Source organism: Micromonospora sp. NPDC049366, from assembly GCF_044466625.1.
GTDB lineage: Bacteria > Actinomycetota > Actinomycetes > Mycobacteriales > Micromonosporaceae > Micromonospora.
The window spans coordinates 68,917-85,650 of the sequence record NZ_JBITMV010000025.1 but is presented as its reverse complement, the minus strand read 5'-3'; the positions used below and the strand labels follow the sequence as shown (position 1 = coordinate 85,650).

The 16,734-nt window shown below is 72.4% G+C and carries 15 protein-coding genes; 3 read left to right on the top strand and 12 right to left on the bottom strand.

The genetic code is table 11. From position 1 onward, the window contains the following. Positions 1 to 115 precede the first annotated feature (115 nt). From ACIBTV_RS28665 to ACIBTV_RS28630, 8 genes are all read right to left on the bottom strand, one after another. Positions 116 to 547 carry an SRPBCC domain-containing protein gene (locus ACIBTV_RS28665; RefSeq protein ID WP_396709857.1) on the bottom strand — a complete coding sequence of 144 codons (432 nt, stop codon included), beginning with the start codon at positions 545 to 547 and terminating at the stop codon, positions 116 to 118. Beyond that, on the bottom strand, positions 540 to 860 hold the full coding sequence (locus tag ACIBTV_RS28660; RefSeq protein WP_396709855.1) for an ArsR/SmtB family transcription factor: 321 nt from the start codon (positions 858 to 860) through the stop codon (positions 540 to 542). The genes ACIBTV_RS28665 and ACIBTV_RS28660 overlap by 8 nt, the downstream gene beginning before the upstream one ends. Continuing rightward, complete coding sequence (locus ACIBTV_RS28655) at positions 853 to 1,227, bottom strand: VOC family protein (protein ID WP_396709853.1); 375 nt, start codon at positions 1,225 to 1,227, stop codon at positions 853 to 855. The genes ACIBTV_RS28660 and ACIBTV_RS28655 overlap by 8 nt, the downstream gene beginning before the upstream one ends. A gap of 46 nt (positions 1,228 to 1,273) precedes the next feature. After that, the gene (locus ACIBTV_RS28650; RefSeq protein WP_396709851.1) at positions 1,274 to 2,176 is read right to left on the bottom strand and encodes a carbohydrate ABC transporter permease; all 903 of its coding nucleotides are present in this window, start codon (positions 2,174 to 2,176) and stop codon (positions 1,274 to 1,276) included. Beyond that, positions 2,173 to 3,081, bottom strand: coding sequence for a carbohydrate ABC transporter permease (locus tag ACIBTV_RS28645; RefSeq protein WP_396709848.1), 909 nt, complete (start codon positions 3,079 to 3,081; stop codon positions 2,173 to 2,175). Before ACIBTV_RS28645 ends, ACIBTV_RS28650 begins: the two co-directional genes overlap by 4 nt. Before the next feature lie 64 nt (positions 3,082 to 3,145). Then, a complete protein-coding gene (gene ngcE, locus ACIBTV_RS28640) occupies positions 3,146 to 4,558 on the bottom strand; it encodes an N-acetylglucosamine/diacetylchitobiose ABC transporter substrate-binding protein (RefSeq protein WP_396709846.1) in 1,413 nt (470 codons plus the stop codon). A 251-nt stretch (positions 4,559 to 4,809) separates the two neighbouring features. Continuing rightward, positions 4,810 to 6,303, bottom strand: coding sequence for a CoA-acylating methylmalonate-semialdehyde dehydrogenase (locus tag ACIBTV_RS28635; RefSeq protein WP_396709844.1), 1,494 nt, complete (start codon positions 6,301 to 6,303; stop codon positions 4,810 to 4,812). After that, positions 6,300 to 7,601, bottom strand: coding sequence for an aspartate aminotransferase family protein (locus tag ACIBTV_RS28630; RefSeq protein ID WP_396709843.1), 1,302 nt, complete (start codon positions 7,599 to 7,601; stop codon positions 6,300 to 6,302). The genes ACIBTV_RS28635 and ACIBTV_RS28630 overlap by 4 nt, the downstream gene beginning before the upstream one ends. A gap of 245 nt (positions 7,602 to 7,846) precedes the next feature. Here ACIBTV_RS28630 and ACIBTV_RS28625 point away from each other — a divergent pair, with 245 nt between their 5' ends. Beyond that, a complete protein-coding gene (locus ACIBTV_RS28625; protein WP_396709841.1) occupies positions 7,847 to 8,833 on the top strand; it encodes a glutamate cyclase domain-containing protein in 987 nt (328 codons plus the stop codon). Here the strand turns inward: ACIBTV_RS28625 and ACIBTV_RS28620 are convergent. Both ACIBTV_RS28620 and ACIBTV_RS28615 read right to left on the bottom strand, forming a co-directional pair. After that, positions 8,795 to 9,817 (bottom strand): hypothetical protein, encoded by a 1,023-nt coding sequence (locus tag ACIBTV_RS28620; RefSeq protein WP_396709839.1) that lies wholly within the window; start codon positions 9,815 to 9,817, stop codon positions 8,795 to 8,797. The two genes, ACIBTV_RS28625 and ACIBTV_RS28620, sit on opposite strands and share 39 nt — an antisense overlap. A gap of 30 nt (positions 9,818 to 9,847) precedes the next feature. Next, entirely contained in the window at positions 9,848 to 10,720 is an 873-nt protein-coding gene (locus ACIBTV_RS28615; protein ID WP_396709837.1) for a hypothetical protein, read from the bottom strand. 114 nt (positions 10,721 to 10,834) lie between these two features. Here ACIBTV_RS28615 and ACIBTV_RS28610 point away from each other — a divergent pair, with 114 nt between their 5' ends. Further along, positions 10,835 to 11,872, top strand: coding sequence for a hypothetical protein (locus ACIBTV_RS28610; RefSeq protein ID WP_396709836.1), 1,038 nt, complete (start codon positions 10,835 to 10,837; stop codon positions 11,870 to 11,872). A gap of 45 nt (positions 11,873 to 11,917) precedes the next feature. Here the strand turns inward: ACIBTV_RS28610 and murD are convergent, their stop codons facing one another. Beyond that, positions 11,918 to 13,264, bottom strand: a complete 1,347-nt coding sequence (gene murD, locus ACIBTV_RS28605; RefSeq protein WP_396709834.1) for a UDP-N-acetylmuramoyl-L-alanine--D-glutamate ligase — start codon at positions 13,262 to 13,264, stop codon at positions 11,918 to 11,920. A gap of 100 nt (positions 13,265 to 13,364) precedes the next feature. Here murD and ACIBTV_RS28600 point away from each other — a divergent pair, with 100 nt between their 5' ends. After that, positions 13,365 to 14,717: a hypothetical protein gene (locus tag ACIBTV_RS28600; RefSeq protein ID WP_396709833.1), complete on the top strand. Its 1,353-nt coding sequence runs from the start codon at positions 13,365 to 13,367 to the stop codon at positions 14,715 to 14,717. A 41-nt stretch (positions 14,718 to 14,758) separates the two neighbouring features. Here ACIBTV_RS28600 and ACIBTV_RS28595 read toward each other — a convergent pair whose 3' ends face one another. Beyond that, entirely contained in the window at positions 14,759 to 16,582 is a 1,824-nt protein-coding gene (locus ACIBTV_RS28595; protein ID WP_396709831.1) for a PucR family transcriptional regulator, read from the bottom strand. Between the last annotated feature and the right edge of the window lie 152 nt (positions 16,583 to 16,734).

The window sequence follows — 16,734 nt, the reverse complement described above, 5'->3', positions numbered from 1 at the left end:
GACGTCCTGTTCGCCATGCTCCGCGACAAGATCCCCTACCAACCCCGCCCCACCAGCCCCGTCCCCGCTTGACGAAACCCATAGGGACACCCCCCTACTCGGGGGTGGGTGGGGGTCAGGGGGTCTCGGTCAGGAGGGCGTGCAGGCGGGACAGGACGTGGGAGCGCCAGCCGCCGCCGAGGAGGTCACGGGTGCGCGCCTGGAGCGGGTCGTCGGGGTCGAAGCCGGTGTGTTCGAGGAACAGCCGGGTGCCCCGCCCCTCGGGGACGAGCGTCCAGGTGACCACGGTGTCCAGCCGGCCGCCCCGCCAGGCCCAGCGCAGCAGGCGCGGCGGATCCAGGTCGAGCACCTCGCAGTGCACCGTACCGTCGAAGTCCTGGCCCGGTCGCGGGTCGGTGCGGAACGTGAACCGGTGCCCGACGACGGGCGCGAAGTCGTTCGGCATCAGCCAGCGGCCGAGCAGATCAAAATCGGTCAACGCCCGCCAGACCTTGACCGGCGGGTGGGGCAGGAACTGGTCGACCTCGACGGTGCCCGGGTCACTCATCGGGCAGCTCGTCGAGGACGTCACCCAGCGCGCTGAGGCGCCCGCGCCAGAGCCGCTCGTACGGGCCGAGCCAGTCGGCCACCTCCCGCAGCGGCTCCGGCCGCAGCGAGTAGAGCCGCTGCCGCCCGACGGGTCGCTCGCCGACCAGGCCGGCGTCCTTGAGCGCCCGCAGGTGCTCGGACAGGCTCGGGCGGCGCATGTCGAAGTGGTCGGCGAGCCGCTGCACCGGCTGCTCGCCCTGCTCCAGGAGCAGTCGCAGCAGCTCCCGCCGGGTGGGGTTGGCCAGCGCCGCGAAGACGTCCGGCTCAGACACGGGTGGACTGGAGGACGATGCCGTTGCCGTCGGGGTCGTCGAAGGTGACGTATCGGCCCCAGGGCGCGTCCTGGATGCCGCCGTCGGCGAGCACGACACCGCGCTCGCGCAGCTGCGCGACGTCGCCGTCGAGGTCGTCGGTCTCGAACACCAGGCCCTTGAGCGAGCCGGGCGGCATGCTGGGGAACCAGGTGACCAGGGTCAGGGCGGTGGCCGCGCCCTTCGGGGCGACCTGGACCCAGCGGCCGGCGGGCCCCATCGGGTTGTCGAAGATCAGGTCGAAGCCGAGGACGTCGAGGTAGAAGTCGCGGGCCCGGTCCTGGTCCCGCACGGGCACGGAGACGATCTTCACGTGGGTCACGGTCATGCGGCCACAATAGGTAGGAGATTCCCTACCAGTCAACCGCGACACCTCACTTGAGCTGGCCCGCCGTCAACCCGGACTGCACCTGACGTTGGAACACGAGGTAGACCACGAGCACCGGCAGCACCGCGATCGTGAGTCCGGCGAAGAGCCGCGCGTAGTCGCCGGCGTACCCCTGGCTGACCGAGAGCGCGAACAGTCCCTGGGCCAGCACCCACTTGGAGTCGTCGCCCTGCATCAGCACCTGCGGCAGCAGGAACTGGTTCCAGTGGCTGAGGAAGTTGAAGATCCCGACGCTGATCAATCCCGGGCGGGCCATCGGCAGCATCACCCGGAAGAACAGCCGGAAGTGGCCGCACCCGTCGACCAGCGCGGCCTCCGCCACCGAGGTCGGCAGGGTGCGGAAGAACGCGGTCAGGAAGAAGACCGTGAACGGCAGCGAGTACGCCGAGTAGACCAGGATCAGCCCGGTCCAGGTGTTGAACAGGCCGGCGTTGCGCACCACGAAGAAGAGCGGCACCAGGGCGAGGAAGACCGGGAACATCAGCCCGCCGACGAACAGGTAGTAGACGAACTGCCGGCCCCGGAACTCGTACCGGGCGAAGACGTACGCGGCCGCGGCGCCCATCAGCATGGTGAGGCCGACCGAGCCGGCGACCACCACGATGCTGTTCAGGAAGTACCGGCCGATGTGCGCCTCGCTCCACGCCCGCGCCCAGTTGTCGAAGCGCAGCGCCGACGGCAGCCCCCACGGGTCGGCCAGGATCTCGCCGTTGGTCTTGAACGAACTGAGCACCATCCACAGCAGCGGCAGCACGGTCAGCGCGCCCCAGAGCACCAGGAAGCCGTGCGAGAAGACGTTGGCGACGCCGATCTCGCGGCGTACCGGGCGATCGCCGGTCGTCGGCTCGGGCTCGGTCGTGGCCGGTGCGGCTCTGTCCAGTGTGGTCACGAGTACTCGATCCGCTCACGCCGGCTGGTCCGCAGCGCGAGGACCGCCACCGACAGGGTCAGGAAGAACATCACCACGCCGATGGCCGAGGCGTAGCCGAACTTGGTCTCGCTGCCGAACGCGGTGTCGTACATCCGCACACCGATGACGTCGGTGGAGAAGTTCGGACCACCGTTGGTCATCAACTGCACCAGGATGAACCCGTCGAGCGCGAAGATCGCCAGGTAGACCCAGGCCACCTGGACGGTGTCCCAGAGCAGCGGCAGGGTGATGCGGCGCAGCGTGGTGAACCGGGTGGCGCCGTCGAGCATGACCGCCTCGTAGATCTCCTTCGGGATCGCCGACATCGCCGCGCCGAAGAGCACCACGTAGAAGCCGACGTTGCTCCAGACCATGACGGCCAGCACGCACCAGAAGGCCGTACGCGGGTCGCCGAGCCAGGTCGGCGACGAGAGGCCCAGGCCCTTCAACGCACTGGTGAGCAGGCCCTGGTTGGGGTGGTAGACCTCCTTCCACAGCAGCGCGATGATCACCACCGAGAGCACCTGCGGAAAGAAGTAGACCGTACGGTAGACCGCGGTGCCGCGTACGCCGGTCACGCCCGCGCGACCGCCGCGCCCACCCATCGTGAGCATCGTGGCGAAGAAGAGCCCGAGCACGATGGTCAGCACCGGCACGAGCGCGAGCAGGACAACGTTGTTCTTCAGCGCGTTCCACACGTAGTCGTCGTGCCAGAGCGCCCGGAAGTTCGCCAGCCCCACCGGGTTGGCGTCGGCCGAGTAGCCGAGCCAGTCGGTGGTGGAGATCTGGAACGCCTGCAGGTACGGCGAGACGACGAAGACGACGTAGAGCAGCACCGGCGGCACCAGGAAGGTGACGATCAGCGGGTACTTGCCATGTCTCACGGTGAGGACCTCTTCCCCGGGGGCGTCCGGTGCGGGCGCGCGCCGCGCCCGCACCGGAGGTGCGTCACGCGGCCCGCTTGTACTTCTTGACCGAGCTGTCCTGGGCGATCGAGTCGGCGCCCTTCTGGCACTGGTCGAGGAACTCGGCCGGGCCGATGCGGCCGCTGAAGAACTCGCCGCACGCCGCGTCGACGAGGTTGCGCTCCAGCTTGCGGTAGTAGTTGTTGTAGACCCAGTTGAAGCCGTTGGCGCCGGACGCCTCCAGCGCCTTGACCACGGAGCTCAGCCCGTACGGCAACTCCACGCCCTCCGTCGCGCCGGCCACCACGGTCAGGCTGGACACCTTGCGGGTGAAGTCCTGGGCGCCGGCCTTGGAGAGCATCACCCGGAAGTACTCCAGGCCGCCGGCGCGGTTGCGGGCCTTGGCCGGCACCATGAACGGCTCACCGGCCGTGCCCCGGACCGCCTCGAAGGGCAGTTTGTCGCCGCTGCCGAGGCTGGGGGTCGGCGCGACCGTCATGTTGAACCCGGCCGGGGTGACGTCCTTCTGCTCGCTCTCCAGCCACGACCCGCACGAGATGAAGGCGGCCTTGCCCTGGCACCAGGCGGTTTGCGACTGCTTGTGGTCCAGGCCCGGCGAGCCCTCCAGGATGTACCTGTCCTTGACGATCTGGTGCCAGGCGTCGGCGGCCGCCTTCATGGCGTCGGATCTCCAGGCGTTCGGCTCCAGGTTGTCGATGGCCAGCGCGACGGTGGGGCCGCCGAACTTGACCGCCGTCGAGATCAGCGGCCAGCTCATGTAGCGCGGGTGCAGGCCGGCGTACGTCCAGGGGGCGATGCCGGCGGCCTTGATCTGCTTGCAGAGCGCGATGTGGTCGTCCCAGGTCTTCGCGTACGACCAGCCGCGGTCGGCGAAGAGCTTGGTGGAGTGCCAGATGCCGTAGACGGTGTAGGTGTAGTTGAGCACCAGGAACCGGCCGTCGTACGAACCGACGTCGACCGCGCCGGGCAGCAGGGTGTCCTTGACCGTCTTGCCGGGAACGTCGAGGCTCGGGGCGGCGAGCAGCTCACCGAGGTCGGCGAGGGCGTTCTGGGAGACCAGGCCGTTGAAGTCGATCTGGCCGGCGCCGGAGTTGTTGACCACGTCGGGCGGGGTGCCGTCGACGAAGCGCGGCTGGAGCGTCTTGCTGATCTCCTGGGTCGCCGAGTGCTTCACCGTGGCCTTCGGGTACCGCTGCTCGTACATGGTCTCGTGGGCCTTCGCGTACTCCTCGCCGAAGCCGCCGTTGAAGATCACCACTTCGAGCGGGGCGTCCTCGGCGACACCGAGCGGGTTCTGCTCGCTCTTGGTGCCCTGGTAGACCTTCGCGTCGTCGTCGCCACCACCGCCGGTGGCGCAGCCGGTGAGCAGGCCGGCCGCGGGGGTGGCCAGCAGGCCGGCGGCGGCGCTGCGCCGCAGGATGTCACGCCTGTTCATGCTCTCTCCTCGGTTCGGGCCGGGCGACCGTCGGTGACTGGGGGATGACGGCCGCCGGACGAGGGCGCAGGGGGAATTCTTCATTTTCGAGAACCTTGCTGAAGAATTTCTACGACAGGCGCACGCGGACTTCAAGACCTGGACATCGAACAGTTACCGAACCGGTCCGGCCGCCGCGCGGCAGTGGCCCCGGACACGACGACGCGCCGGCCCCGTGGTGCTGCACCGGGGCCGGCGCGAGGGCGGGTCGGTCAGGTCTGGGTCGGGAAACCGAGGTTGACGCCACCGTGCCGAGGGTCCAGCCACCGGCTGGTGACCACCTTGCCGCGGGTGAAGAACCGCACGCCGTCCTCGCCGTGCGCGTTCAGGTCACCGAAGAGCGACGACTTCCAGCCGCCGAAGGAGTGGTACGCCATCGGCACCGGGATCGGCACGTTGATCCCGACCATGCCGACCTCCACCTCGTGCTGGTAGCGACGGGCCGCTCCCCCGTCGTTCGTGAAGATCGCCGTGCCGTTGCCGTACGGGTTGGCGTTGACAAGCTCCAACGCCTCGTCGTACGAACCGACCCGCAGCACGCTGAGCACCGGACCGAAGATCTCATCGGTGTAGATCGACATGTTCGGCGTCACGTGGTCGAAGAGGGTCGGACCCAGCCAGAACCCGTCCGGGTCGCCGTCCGGCTCGACGTCCCGGCCGTCCACCACCGGCACGGCGCCGGCCGTCACCCCCGACTCGACGTACGAGCGCACCCGGGCCGCGTGCGCAGCGGTGACCAGCGGCCCCATGTCGCAGCCCCGCCGGCCGTCGCCGGTGCGCAACCCCGCCACCCGCTCGGCGATCTTCGCGACCAGGGCGTCCGCGACCGGCTCGACCGCGACCAGCGCGGAGATGGCCATGCACCGTTCCCCCGCCGAGCCGAACCCGGCGTTCACCGCCGCGTCGGCGGCGAGATCCAGGTCGGCGTCCGGCAGCACCACCATGTGGTTCTTCGCCCCGCCCAACGCCTGCACCCGCTTCCCGGCGGCGGTGCCGCGCTGGTAGACGTACCGGGCGATCGGGGTCGAGCCGACGAACGACACCGCCCGCACCTCCGGATGGCCCAACAACGCGTCGACCGCCTCCTTGTCGCCGTTGACCACGTTCAGCACACCGTCGGGCAGCCCGGCCTCGACGAACCACTCGGCCAGCAGCAACGCCGCGCTCGGGTCCTTCTCGCTCGGCTTGAGCACCACCGCGTTGCCGCACGCCACCGCCACCGGGACGAACCACAGCGGCACCATCACCGGGAAGTTGAACGGCGAGATCACCGCGACCACCCCGAGCGGCTGGCGCAGCGTGTACGAGTCCACCTCGGTGGAGACGTTCTCGCTGAACGCGCCACGCAACGCCGAGGGGATGCCGCAGGCGTACTCGATGACCTCCAGGCCGCGCTGCACCTCGCCGGCGGCGTCGGCGAGCACCTTGCCGTGCTCGGCGGTGATCACCTCGGCGAGGCGGTCGCGCCGGGCGTGCACCAGCTCGCGGAACGCGAACAGCACGGCCGTCCGCCTCGCCAGCGACGCGTCCCGCCAGGCCCGGGCCGCGCGGGCCGCCGCGTCCACGGCCACCGCGACGTCCGCGGCCGAGGCCAGCGCCACCTCCCCGGTACGCCGACCGGTGGCCGGGTCGAACACGTCCCCGCGCCGCTCGGCGGTCCCGGCGAACCGCTTGCCGTCGACGAAGTGCCCGATCGCGGTGGTCATGCCGGCACCTCCGCCGCGGTGCGGATCGCGTCGACCAGGATGGCCAGGCCCTCCCGCGCCTCGTCCTCGGTCAACGTCAGCGGCGGCCCCAACCGCAGCACGTTGCCGTGCAGTCCACCCTTGCCGACCAGCAGGCCACCGGCCCGGCACGCCTCGAACGCCCGCACCGTGCGGGCCGGATCCGGCTCGTTGCCGCCCGGGCGGACGAACTCGACGGCGAGCATCAGCCCCTTGCCGCGTACCTCGGCGACGCAGTCGAGGCCGGCCACCGCGGCCCGCAGTCCGTCGGCGAGGATCGCCCCGGTACGGGCCGCGTTCGCCTGCAGGTCGTGGTCGAGCAGGTAGTCGAGCACCGCGTTGCCGGCGGCCGTGGAGACCGGGTTGCCGCCGAACGTGGAGAAGCTGATCGCCGGCACCGACTCCAGCACCTCGGCCCGGCCGACCACACCGGCGAGGGCGAACCCGTTGCCGATGCCCTTGGCGAAGGTGAGCAGGTCGGGTGTGACGCCGTGCGCCTGGTAGCCCCAGAAGTGCTCCCCGGTGCGCCCCCAACCGGTCTGCACCTCGTCGGCGATGAAGAGGATGCCCGTCTCGTCCAGCACCTTCTTCCACGCGGCGAAGAGACCGTCCGGCGGGTGCACGAAACCGCCGACACCCTGGATCGGCTCGGCGATCAACGCGGCCACGTCCCCGGCGGTCTGGGTGGCGAGGACCTCGCGCAGGTCCTCCACGGCGGCGTCGACCTGCTCGTCGGCGTCCAACCGGGACAGCAGACCGCGCAGCCGCTCCCCTGAGTGCAACCAGGCCACCTGGAGCGGGTTGAGCGGACTCGCCGACCAGCCCCGGTTGCCGGTGACACCCATCGCCGCGTACGACCGGCCGTGGTAGCTGTTGCGCACGGCCAGGACCTGGTGCGAGCGGCGGTGGTTGGTGGCCGTCAGGAGCGCGGCCTCGTTCGCCTCGGTGCCGGAGTTGGTGAAGAACACGCGGGCGTCCGGGATGCCGGAGAGTCGGGCCACCTTCTCGGCCAACTCGACCTGCTGGCGGATCAGATAGAGCGTCGAGCTGTGCACGATCCCGGTCCGCAGCTGCCGCTCGACGGCCTCCCGGATCTCCGGGATGTCGTAGCCGATCATGTTGGTCAACACGCCGCCGAAGAAGTCCAGGTAGGTGCGGCCCCGCGCGTCGGTCACCCGGCGGCCCGCGCCGGAGACCAGCTCGATCGGATCGTCGTAGTACAGCGGCATCCAGGACGGGAGGACCGCCCGGTGTCGGGCCAGCAGATCGTCGGTGGTCATCGTCGCACCCTTCGGTTCGCGGTTACCGCACGCTTTCACCGCCGCCGGAGCGGGACAAGTGTCAGCGTGTAGCGCGAGCATCCGCCGGGCCTGACAGAACGTCAAGCCTTCGCCCGACGATTTCCGGAGCCAGAACAACCATCTGCGGCCCTTCCCGACTGCTGACACCGCCATTCACCACTGGATCCGCACCCTGGCGGAGCAGCGCTAGCCTGGGGCCGTCCACTGTCGCCGGGAGGCACGCGGTGCGAGTCGAGCAGACGATCGCCCAGCTGGAACGGATCGCCGCACGAGAGGTGGGTCGCGGCAGCGAGGCACTGGCCGTACCCGCGGCGGGCGGGCTGCTCGCCGCGGCCAGATCGCTCGCCGGGCACGCCACACCGGACGTCGCGGTGTTCACCGGCTTCTTCATCCCGGGCGCCGAACCACCCGCGGCGGAGACCGACGGCCCGCTCGGAGCGATCCAGATCGCCGCGGCGCTGCGCCTCCTCGGATGCCAGGTCCGGCTGGTCACCGACGAGCCCTGCGCGCTGGTGGTCGAGGCGGCCGTCGCCGCCGCCACGCCGGGTCTACCCGTCGACGTCGCGCCCCTGAACGGATACGACGAGTGGGCCGGCTCCCTGCTTCCCCGATACCGCCGGCTGACCCATGTGATCGCGTGCGAACGGGTCGGGCCCGGACGCGACGGCCGGCACCGCAACATGCGCGGCGAGGACATCAGCGGGCACACCGCCCCCCTGGAGCAGCTCTACACCGCCGGCCGTGCCTTCCGGATCGGCATCGGCGACGGCGGCAACGAGCTGGGCATGGGCCGGCTACCCGCCGACCTGGTCGGCCGGGTCGTCGCCTCGGGGGAACAGATCCGCTGCGTCGTGGACGCGGACGCGCTGCTGGTGGGCGGCACCTCCAACTGGGCCGCCGCCGCCCTCGTCGGCGCATTGGCGCTGCTCCGCCCCGAGGTGCCCGAGCTGCGCGCGCTGCTCGGTGCGGCGTGGTCGTACGACCTGCTGGCCGAGATCGTGCGGGTGGGCGCGGTGGACGGCGTTCGCCGCCGCGCCACACTGAGCGTCGACGGCCTCGACTGGGCCGCCTACGCCGAGCCGCTCACGCTCATCGCGCACCTGGTCACCTCACCGCCGCCCGCCGAGCTTGATCCCCAGGTGCCGGACGCCGGGCCGGGGAACCGGCGGTCCTCAGCGGGCCACGGGTGGATCGACACCCCGCAGGGGTAGCCGGGGCCGGCCGTTCGGGCGGAACGACGTCGTGCCGTTCGGAATCTGCGGTCCACCGCCAGGCGACGCAGCCGGGCCCGCATTGCGCTCCGGAGCGGTGCCGGGCGGGGTGGCGGGTTTCGCGACGGCGGCGGACGTCGCGTCGGTGCGGGTCGGGTCACCGGGGGCCCGCCCTGCGGGCTCGGTGGACGCCGGGCCACTGCGCTCGGCCTGCGACACGACGGCGGGGCCGGGCACGTCGGTGGGCCCCGCCGCGGCGGCACGGCGGCGTGGCCGTAGGTGCAGCGCGCCAGCGACCAGCGCGAAGGCCACCCAGCCGCCGCCCAGCGCCACGGCCGGCGAGACATCCTGGAGGTAGTGGTAGGCGGTGAGGAACCCGACCAGTGCCAGGCTGTTGCGAGCGAAGTGCCGACTGAAGTCGGCCAACTGACGGCGGGCTTCGATCGCGACCAGCACCCCCGAGTAGGGGAAGGTCACCACCATGCCACGCAGCAGGCCGCCGAGCAGCCCGGTGAGCAGCGCCCCGACGAAGATCACCACCAGCTTGAGCAGCGCCGGCAAACCGTCCCGACGGGCATCGGTCGACCCGTCGGCGCCGGCGGTCTCCACACCCGACCGGGCCCGGCGGCGCAGCACCAGCATCGCCGCCGACCAGAGCATCAGCATGCCCGCCAGGGCGCCCTCGAACGGAACCGGTACGGCCAGCAGGCCCGCGCTCAACGCCACGTAGACGGCGATTCCCGCGCCGTCGGCGATCAGGATCGGCCAGCGCAGTCGCTGGTGGGTGACCGCGACGGTGACGAAGAAGAGGTTGAGCCCCAGCACGCCGAGCAACTGCGCCCCGTCGACCGGGTGGCCGGTGCTGACGAGGGCGAGCGTCATCGGCAACGGAAGGCTGTAGACCAGCGCCCGGAGCCGGACCGAGCGGATCACGCTGATCGCCCAGACCACGGCCGTCACCAGCAGGACCGCACTCCACGTCATGGCTCACCCGTCTCCGCCCCGACGGGGCCGTCAGTCCTGGAAGGTCGCGGCGTTCTTGCAGATGTCGAACACCCTGGTGAGCCGACTGACATCCGACGCGTTGACCGAGAACTGGTTCTCACCGATCTCGCCGTGTGCGGTCATCCGTGCCTCCCAGCAGCTCGACCCGTCCCAGATTGCCAGATTGACATGCAGTTGCGGGCTGACCACACCGAGCGGCAGCAGACCCACCCGCACCCCGGCCCGGCGCTGCTGCTCCACCAATTCGGACAGGTCGTCGGTCAATCTGACGTAGACGAAGACCCGGGTGATCCGGACGCCCCGCTCCAGGGCCGCCCGGTTCGTCTCCCAGTAACGCCGGCCGATCTCACTCCGCCACCAGCTCAGCTCCCCGCTGACCCGGGGCACGACGTTGGTCAGCGCGTCCAGCCGACGAACACAGCTCCGGGTCGCGCCGATCAGATCCTCGTCCTCGTCCCCGCGCCGGATGATCCGGCCCTGCGCGAACTGCTCGGCCTCCAACCGGAACTGCTCGTAACGCTGCTGGGCCTCCGCCGCGACCCGAGTGCCGGCGTGCTGGTCAACCGCCTCCCGCATCGCCTCGGCGAGCTGTGTGGTGGTCCGGACGAGCCAGGGCGGGCCGTCCAGCAGCGTACGCAGGTGGAACCGGCGCTCCGCACGGGCCAGCGAGTCCACCAGCAACGAGATCGTGATCCCCATCAGGCCGGCCAGCAGGGACTCGACCCCGGAGGCGGCGTTGGTGAGGTCGAGCATGAGGGTGAGCGCGATCGACACGGTGATGCCGACCAACGCCACCGGGTCGGTGTGCGCCACCAGACGGACCAGGCCGTCGGACGAATCACCCCGTCCCTTGAACCGCCGACGGACCGTGTCACCCGCCATCGAGCGCCCCCAATCGACTTGTGCCGCCCAGCGTAGACAGGAATCGCCATCGTCGGCGTCGTGCGGCAGCGAACGCGTCCGACGGCCGGAGCCCCGGCCGGTACGATCCGGACCGTGCCCGAGCGTTCCGCCCCACCGTCGCCCGGCGCCGACCTCCCCCCGCCGCCCGTGCTCACCCCCGTACCGCTGCCACTGCCCGGTGGCACGCTGCCCGGCGACGGCACGGCGATCACCGAGGGCATCTGCGGCTGGGTCGACGCGGCGCCGCTGCGCGGGCTGGTGGCCCGCTTCGGCGGCGACTGGCCGGCCGGCGACCTCGCCGGCGTTCTCGCCGGGCTGGACGACTTCTCCGCGCGTCACTGGGACTTCCGGGGCGGCCGGGAGCGGCCCGAGGCCCGCGAGCCGGCGCTCGACCCGGCCACCGCCGCGCAGGTCCTCGCCGCCGCCACCACGCTCGGCCTGGTCCGGCCGCAGGCGCCGGCCCGCGCCGACTACGCCCACCTCGTGGTGCTCGGCGGGCTGGCACACGCCTGCCTTCGCCGGGTCGCGTACGCGGCCCACCTGCTGCGCGCCGGCACCGAGGTGCGCGGCGAGGTCGCGGTGCTCGGCAGCTACCGCCCGCTGTCCGGGCCGGAACGGAGCGCGCTGGCCGACGCCGGGGTGACCGGCTGCGACACCGAGGTCGACGCGCTCGACGCCGCGGTCCGGCTCGCGTTCGGGGTGACGGCGCCGGACGAGGAGGACGGTCTGGACGCCGGGCACCCGCACCACTCCTGGTCGTCGCGGACCTACCGGCCGGCGGGCCCCCCACCCGTGCGGGTGCTGGCCGCCCCGTCCAGCGAGCCCGAGCGGCGCCGCGCCCACACCGCCGACACCCAGCGGTTCTGGGCCGGGCACGCCCGACTCACCGCGGGCGATCCGGTGCTGCTGGTCACCGCCGCGATCTACGTGCCGTTCCAGCACTGCGACGCGTTGCGTACCCTCGCCGTGCCGTACGGGTGCGGGATCGACACGGTCGGCGTCGACCCCGCCCTGCCCGACCTGGCGCGGCTGCCGGAGCCGACGCTGACCCCGGGCCGCTACCTCCAGGAGATCCGCTCGGCGATCCGCTCGATGCGAGCCCTGCACGCCACCCTGACCCGGGAGGCGTGACCCGCACCGCCGGCGCGGCTCTCAGGCGAAGACCAGCAGCCGGTGTCAGCGGGCCGTGTCGCGTACCGCCTCGGCGAAGACCTCGGAGCGGTGCTCGTAGTTGCGGAACCGGCCGTAGCTGGGCGCGGCGGGCGAGAGCAGCACCACCCCGCCGGCCGGGGTGAGCTTGCGGGACAGCCCCACCGCGGCGACCAGGTCCTCGGCGATCTCCGTACGCACCGCGGGCAGCCCGGTGAGCGCCTCGACGATCCGGGGGCCGCTGTCCGGGATGCCGATGACGGTGATCTCCCGCTCGGCCAGGTGCTCCCGCAGCGGGGTGTAGTCCAGCCCTCGGTCGTTGCCGCCGACGATCACGGTCAGCGGCCGCCCCTCGTACGCGTCGATCGCGTGCATGGCCGCGTACGGGCTGGTGGCGAGCGTGTCGTCGACGAACGTCAGCCCGGACGGGTCGGCGATCTCGGTGAGCCGGTGGGCCAGCCCCTGGAACTCGGCGACCGCGACCGCGAGGGTGTCCTTGCGGTCGACCACGTCCACTCCGAGCGCGTCGAGCACGGCGAGCGCCACGCACAGGTTGCCCTCGTTGTGCCGGCCGACCAGCGGCAGCACCGCGCGCGGGAAGAGCGGCTGGTCGCCGAGGTGGAACCAGGGCGTGCCGTCGGGGCCGGTGGCGACGTGGGTGGTGTCCGACGCGCCGGCGCGTACGGCGGGGCGGTCGCCCAGCTCGGCGGCGAGCCGCGGGTCGGCCCCGTTGACCACGATGGTCTGCGGCCCGTGCGCGAGCAGGTTGAGCTTGTCCCGGTAGTACTCCCGCTCGCCGCCGTGCGCGTCCAGGTGCTCGGGGAACAGGGCGGTGACCGCCGCCACGCGGGGCGAGTCGGTCAGGTCGCTGCACTGGTAGCTGGACAGTTCCAGCACGTACAGCTCGGCCTCGGGCAGGTCGAGCGTCGGCACGCCGATGTTGCCGCCGAAGACGTTGGGCCGGTCCACGGCGGTCAGCAGGTGGCTGATCAGGCTCGACGTGGTGCTCTTGCCCTTGCTGCCGGTGACCCCGACGGTCCGGGCGGCGTGGTCGGCCATCCACAGCGCGGTGCCCTGGGTGATCGGTACGCCCAGGCGGCGCAGCTCCACCAGCCACGGGTGGGTCTGCGGCACTCCGGGCGAGCGGACCACGACATCGGCGGCGGCCAGCCGCGCGAACCCCTCCTCGCCGGTGACCAGCGGCGCCGCCGCGGCCAGCGGGCCGTCCCAGGGCAGCGAGAGGAAGTTGGCGCTGTCGTCGACGGCGACGAGGTCGGCCGGGCCGTGAGCGGCGATCGCGGTCACCGCGGCCCGGCCCTCCCGGCCGGCTCCCCAGACGGCGACGGAGCGTCCGCGCAGGTCAGACAGGCGCACAGGTGTTCTCCTCCGGAGCGGGGCGACGGCCGGCGGGCCGTCGGGGGCCGGGTCCGGCACAGCCGGGCACGGCAGGACGAACCAGGGCCTAGTATGGCGTGTGCGCTACGAGCAGCTGCGGCGGATGGACGCCTTCACCTTCCCGTCCTACTCGATCGACCTCTCCACCGGCGAGGCCCTGTTCGACTACGCTCTGACCGGTCCCGCCGGGGAGCAGCGATTCACCGAAGTGATCACGCTCCCGCTGCCGGAGACCCCGCCGTCCGACGAGACGGTCGCCGCCCTGGGGCGGGTCCTGGAGCTGCTGCACGTCGTCGCCGGGGTCAGCTACTACAAGGCCGCCGCGCCGGGCCGGCTGGTGCTGCCGGCGCCGCTGGGCCCGGCCGCCGCCGCGCTGGTCACCGCGATCTACACCAAGGGCCTGGCGGAGTACGCGTACCGCAACCAGCTGCCGCACGTCCTGGCGCTGACGCCGGAGATCCCGGACGGGTCGGTGAAGCCCGCCGCCCAGCTGGACAACTCCGAGCGGCGGCCGCTGTCGGCGGTCGGCGGGGGCAAGGACTCGATCGTCTCGTTGGAGGCGCTGCGCCGGGCCGGCTTCGATCCGGTGCCGTTCTCGGTCAACCCGAACCACGTGATCATCTCGGTCAACGAGGCGTCCGGGCTCACCCCGCTCGCCGCCCGCCGCCGGATCGACCCGGTGCTGTTCGAGTTGAACGCGGCGGGCGCCCGCAACGGGCACATCCCGGTCACCGCGATCAACTCGCTGATCGCCGTCGCCACCTCGGTGCTGCACGGGCTGGGTCCGGTGGTGATGTCCAACGAGCGGTCCGCGTCCGACCCGAACCTGATCTGGAACGGTCACGAGATCAACCACCAGTGGTCCAAGGGGGTCGAGGCGGAGGGGCTGCTGCGGGCGGCGCTGGCCGAGCACGCCGGGCTGACCGAGCCGTACTTCTCGCTGCTGCGCTCCCTGTCGGAGCTGCACATCGCCCGGCTGTTCGCCGGCATCGACCGCTACGACGACGTGGTGACCAGCTGCAACGCCGCCTTCAAGCTGCACGACCCGAGCGAGCGCTGGTGCCGCGACTGCCCGAAGTGCCGGTTCGTGTTCCTCGCCCTGGCGCCGTTCATGCCCCGCGAGCGGATCACCCACATCTTCGGTGGTGACCTGCTCGCCGACCCCGCGCAGATCCCCGGCTACCGGGAGCTGCTCGGCGTGGACGGGCACAAGCCGTTCGAGTGCGTCGGCGAGGTGGAGGAGTCGGTGGTGGCGCTGAGCCTGCTCGCCGAGCAGGAGCAGTGGCGCGACGCCCCGGTGGTCCGCGCCCTGGTCGACGCCGTGCCCGACACCGCCTGGTCGGCGATCGCCACCTCCGACGTGTTCACCCCCGGCGGCGGCCCCGACCACGTCCCCGCCACCTACACCAAGGTCCTGTCCACCCTGACCTGACCGCCCACCCGCTCGCGGCCCCCGGCGCGGCAGTGGGCTGGTCAGGGGGTGCGGATCGCGTCCAGGGCCAGCAGCGCGACGTGCAGGGAGAGGCAGGCGTCGACCGAGTCGAGATCGGCGTCGAGGATGCGGCCGATCCGGGCCAGCCGCTCATAGAAGGCCGGCCGGGACAGGTGCGCCGCGGCGGCCGCCGCCGACTTGTTCCGGCCCTGTTCGAGATACGCGCGCAGCGTGCCGAGCAGCTGCTCTCGGGGGTGCTGCGCGTCGTACGCCAGCAGCGCACCCAGCTCCCGCTCGACGAAGGTCTGCACCCTCGGCTCCTCCCGGAGCAGATGCAGCAGCCCCGCCAGCCCGACGTGCGGCAGGCGGAAGATCGGCAGATCCCGGCGGTCCCGGCGAGCCGCGTCCGCGATCTGGCGGGCCTCGATCAACGACCGGCGCGCCTCGCGCAGGCTGCCCACCCCCGACCCGGCCGCGATGATCACCGCGGCGGGGCGACCGGAGCCGGCCCGCCCGTCCGAGCGCCGCGCGTCCTGACGGGGCACCGCCGCCGCGGCGCGGGCCGGCCCCGCGTCCGCGCGGGCGGTCGGGTCATCCGGGCGGGTACGACGCAGCGCGGTGGCGAACGCCGTCAGCGCCCGCTCCTCCGCCGCCGCGTCGGGCAGGGCGAGCAGCGCCCCGACCGCCTGATCGTCGACCACGCTGGTCAGCGCCGTCAGCTTCGCCTCGTGCAGCGCCTGCCCGACCGCCTCGGCGAGGTCGCGCAGCCGGGCCGGCGCGGTGCCCGCGCCCGGGTCGCCGAGATCGGTCGACGGTCCGCTCTCCCCCGCCGCCTCGTCGGCGCGCGGCCGCACCATCACCCCGACGAGGTGCCGGCGCTCCAGCACCACGCCGAGCGCCTTGGCGCGCAGCGCCACCTCGTCCACCGGACGGGAGTGGTCGAGCAGCGCGGTGAGCAGGGTGCGGTGGATCTGCCGTTCCAGCCCCTCCGCGTCCCGGCGGATCAGTCGACCCAACGCGAGCGTGGAGGCGGCCCGCTCCACCAGGATGGTCAACCGGGTCGGCGGCACGCTCCCGGGCGGGCGCGAATCGTCCTCCGGCCCCGCGTCGGGGCGGCGCGACGGCATCGAGGTCAGGTCACCCCCCGCCGGCCAGCGCAGCAGCAGCCGCCCCCAGTCCTGGCCCCGCGCGCCGACGGCGGTGACCAACCAGCCGTTGTCCGCGTCGTACGCCGTCCGCCCGGCCGGGCGGATCCGCCGCGAATGCTGCTCCCAGGCGTCGAGCAGCAGCTCGGCGCTCTCCCCCGCCGGGTCGTACGCGAGCACCTGCCGGGACAGGTTCTCCAACACCACCGGGCAGCCGGACAGCTCGGCGGCCTGCCGCACCACCTCGCCCGGCCCGGCGCCCTCCACCGACAGGTCGGTGAACCGCTGGTGGATCTCCTCCGTCGCCCGCAGCTCGGTGAGCTGGGCGTCCACGATCAGCGCGTGCACCGCCTCGGTGATCCGGACGAACGGGGTGGCCCGGCGCAGCTCCACCAGCGGCAGCCCACGCCGCTCGGCCGCCGCGGCCATCACGCGGGGCACCGCGCTGCCGTACCGGCGGCCCAGCTCCACCACCAGGCCGGAGACGCCCACGTCGGCCAGGTCACCGATGAACGCCCGCAGCCCCGCGTCGTCACCCGGCAGCCCGATGCCGGTGGTGAGCACCAACTCACCCCCGCCCAGCAGGGTCGCGATGTCCGGCACCTCCGCCACGTGCACCCAGCGCACCGGCCGGTCCAGCCCGGCGTCGCCGGCGACCAGGCGCGGGGCGCCGTGGCGGACGGGGTCCAGGGCCAGGACCTCACGGACGGTAGGGAACACGGCCGCCACGCTACCCTGCGTGACCCCGGAACTCGACCGTCACGTCCGGCTGCCCGCCCGCGCCGCCGTCGGGAGCCGCCGGGCGGCACGACCTGCCCCCACCGAAACGATCTTCTCCAGTAGCGTGCCCGGTGATCGTGATCAAAACGGGA

Bases quoted from the DNA above. Each gene is read 5' to 3' on its own strand.
- ACIBTV_RS28635 (WP_396709844.1), bottom strand. From the start codon at position 6,303: ATGACCACCGCGATCGGGCACTTCGTCGACGGCAAGCGGTTCGCCGGG.
- ACIBTV_RS28620 (WP_396709839.1), bottom strand. From the start codon at position 9,817: ATGACGTGGAGTGCGGTCCTGCTGGTGACGGCCGTGGTCTGGGCGATC.
- ACIBTV_RS28665 (WP_396709857.1), bottom strand. From the start codon at position 547: ATGAGTGACCCGGGCACCGTCGAGGTCGACCAGTTCCTGCCCCACCCG.
- ngcE (WP_396709846.1), bottom strand. From the start codon at position 4,558: ATGAACAGGCGTGACATCCTGCGGCGCAGCGCCGCCGCCGGCCTGCTG.
- ACIBTV_RS28655 (WP_396709853.1), bottom strand. From the start codon at position 1,227: ATGACCGTGACCCACGTGAAGATCGTCTCCGTGCCCGTGCGGGACCAG.
- ACIBTV_RS28615 (WP_396709837.1), bottom strand. From the start codon at position 10,720: ATGGCGGGTGACACGGTCCGTCGGCGGTTCAAGGGACGGGGTGATTCG.
- ACIBTV_RS28630 (WP_396709843.1), bottom strand. From the start codon at position 7,601: ATGACCACCGACGATCTGCTGGCCCGACACCGGGCGGTCCTCCCGTCC.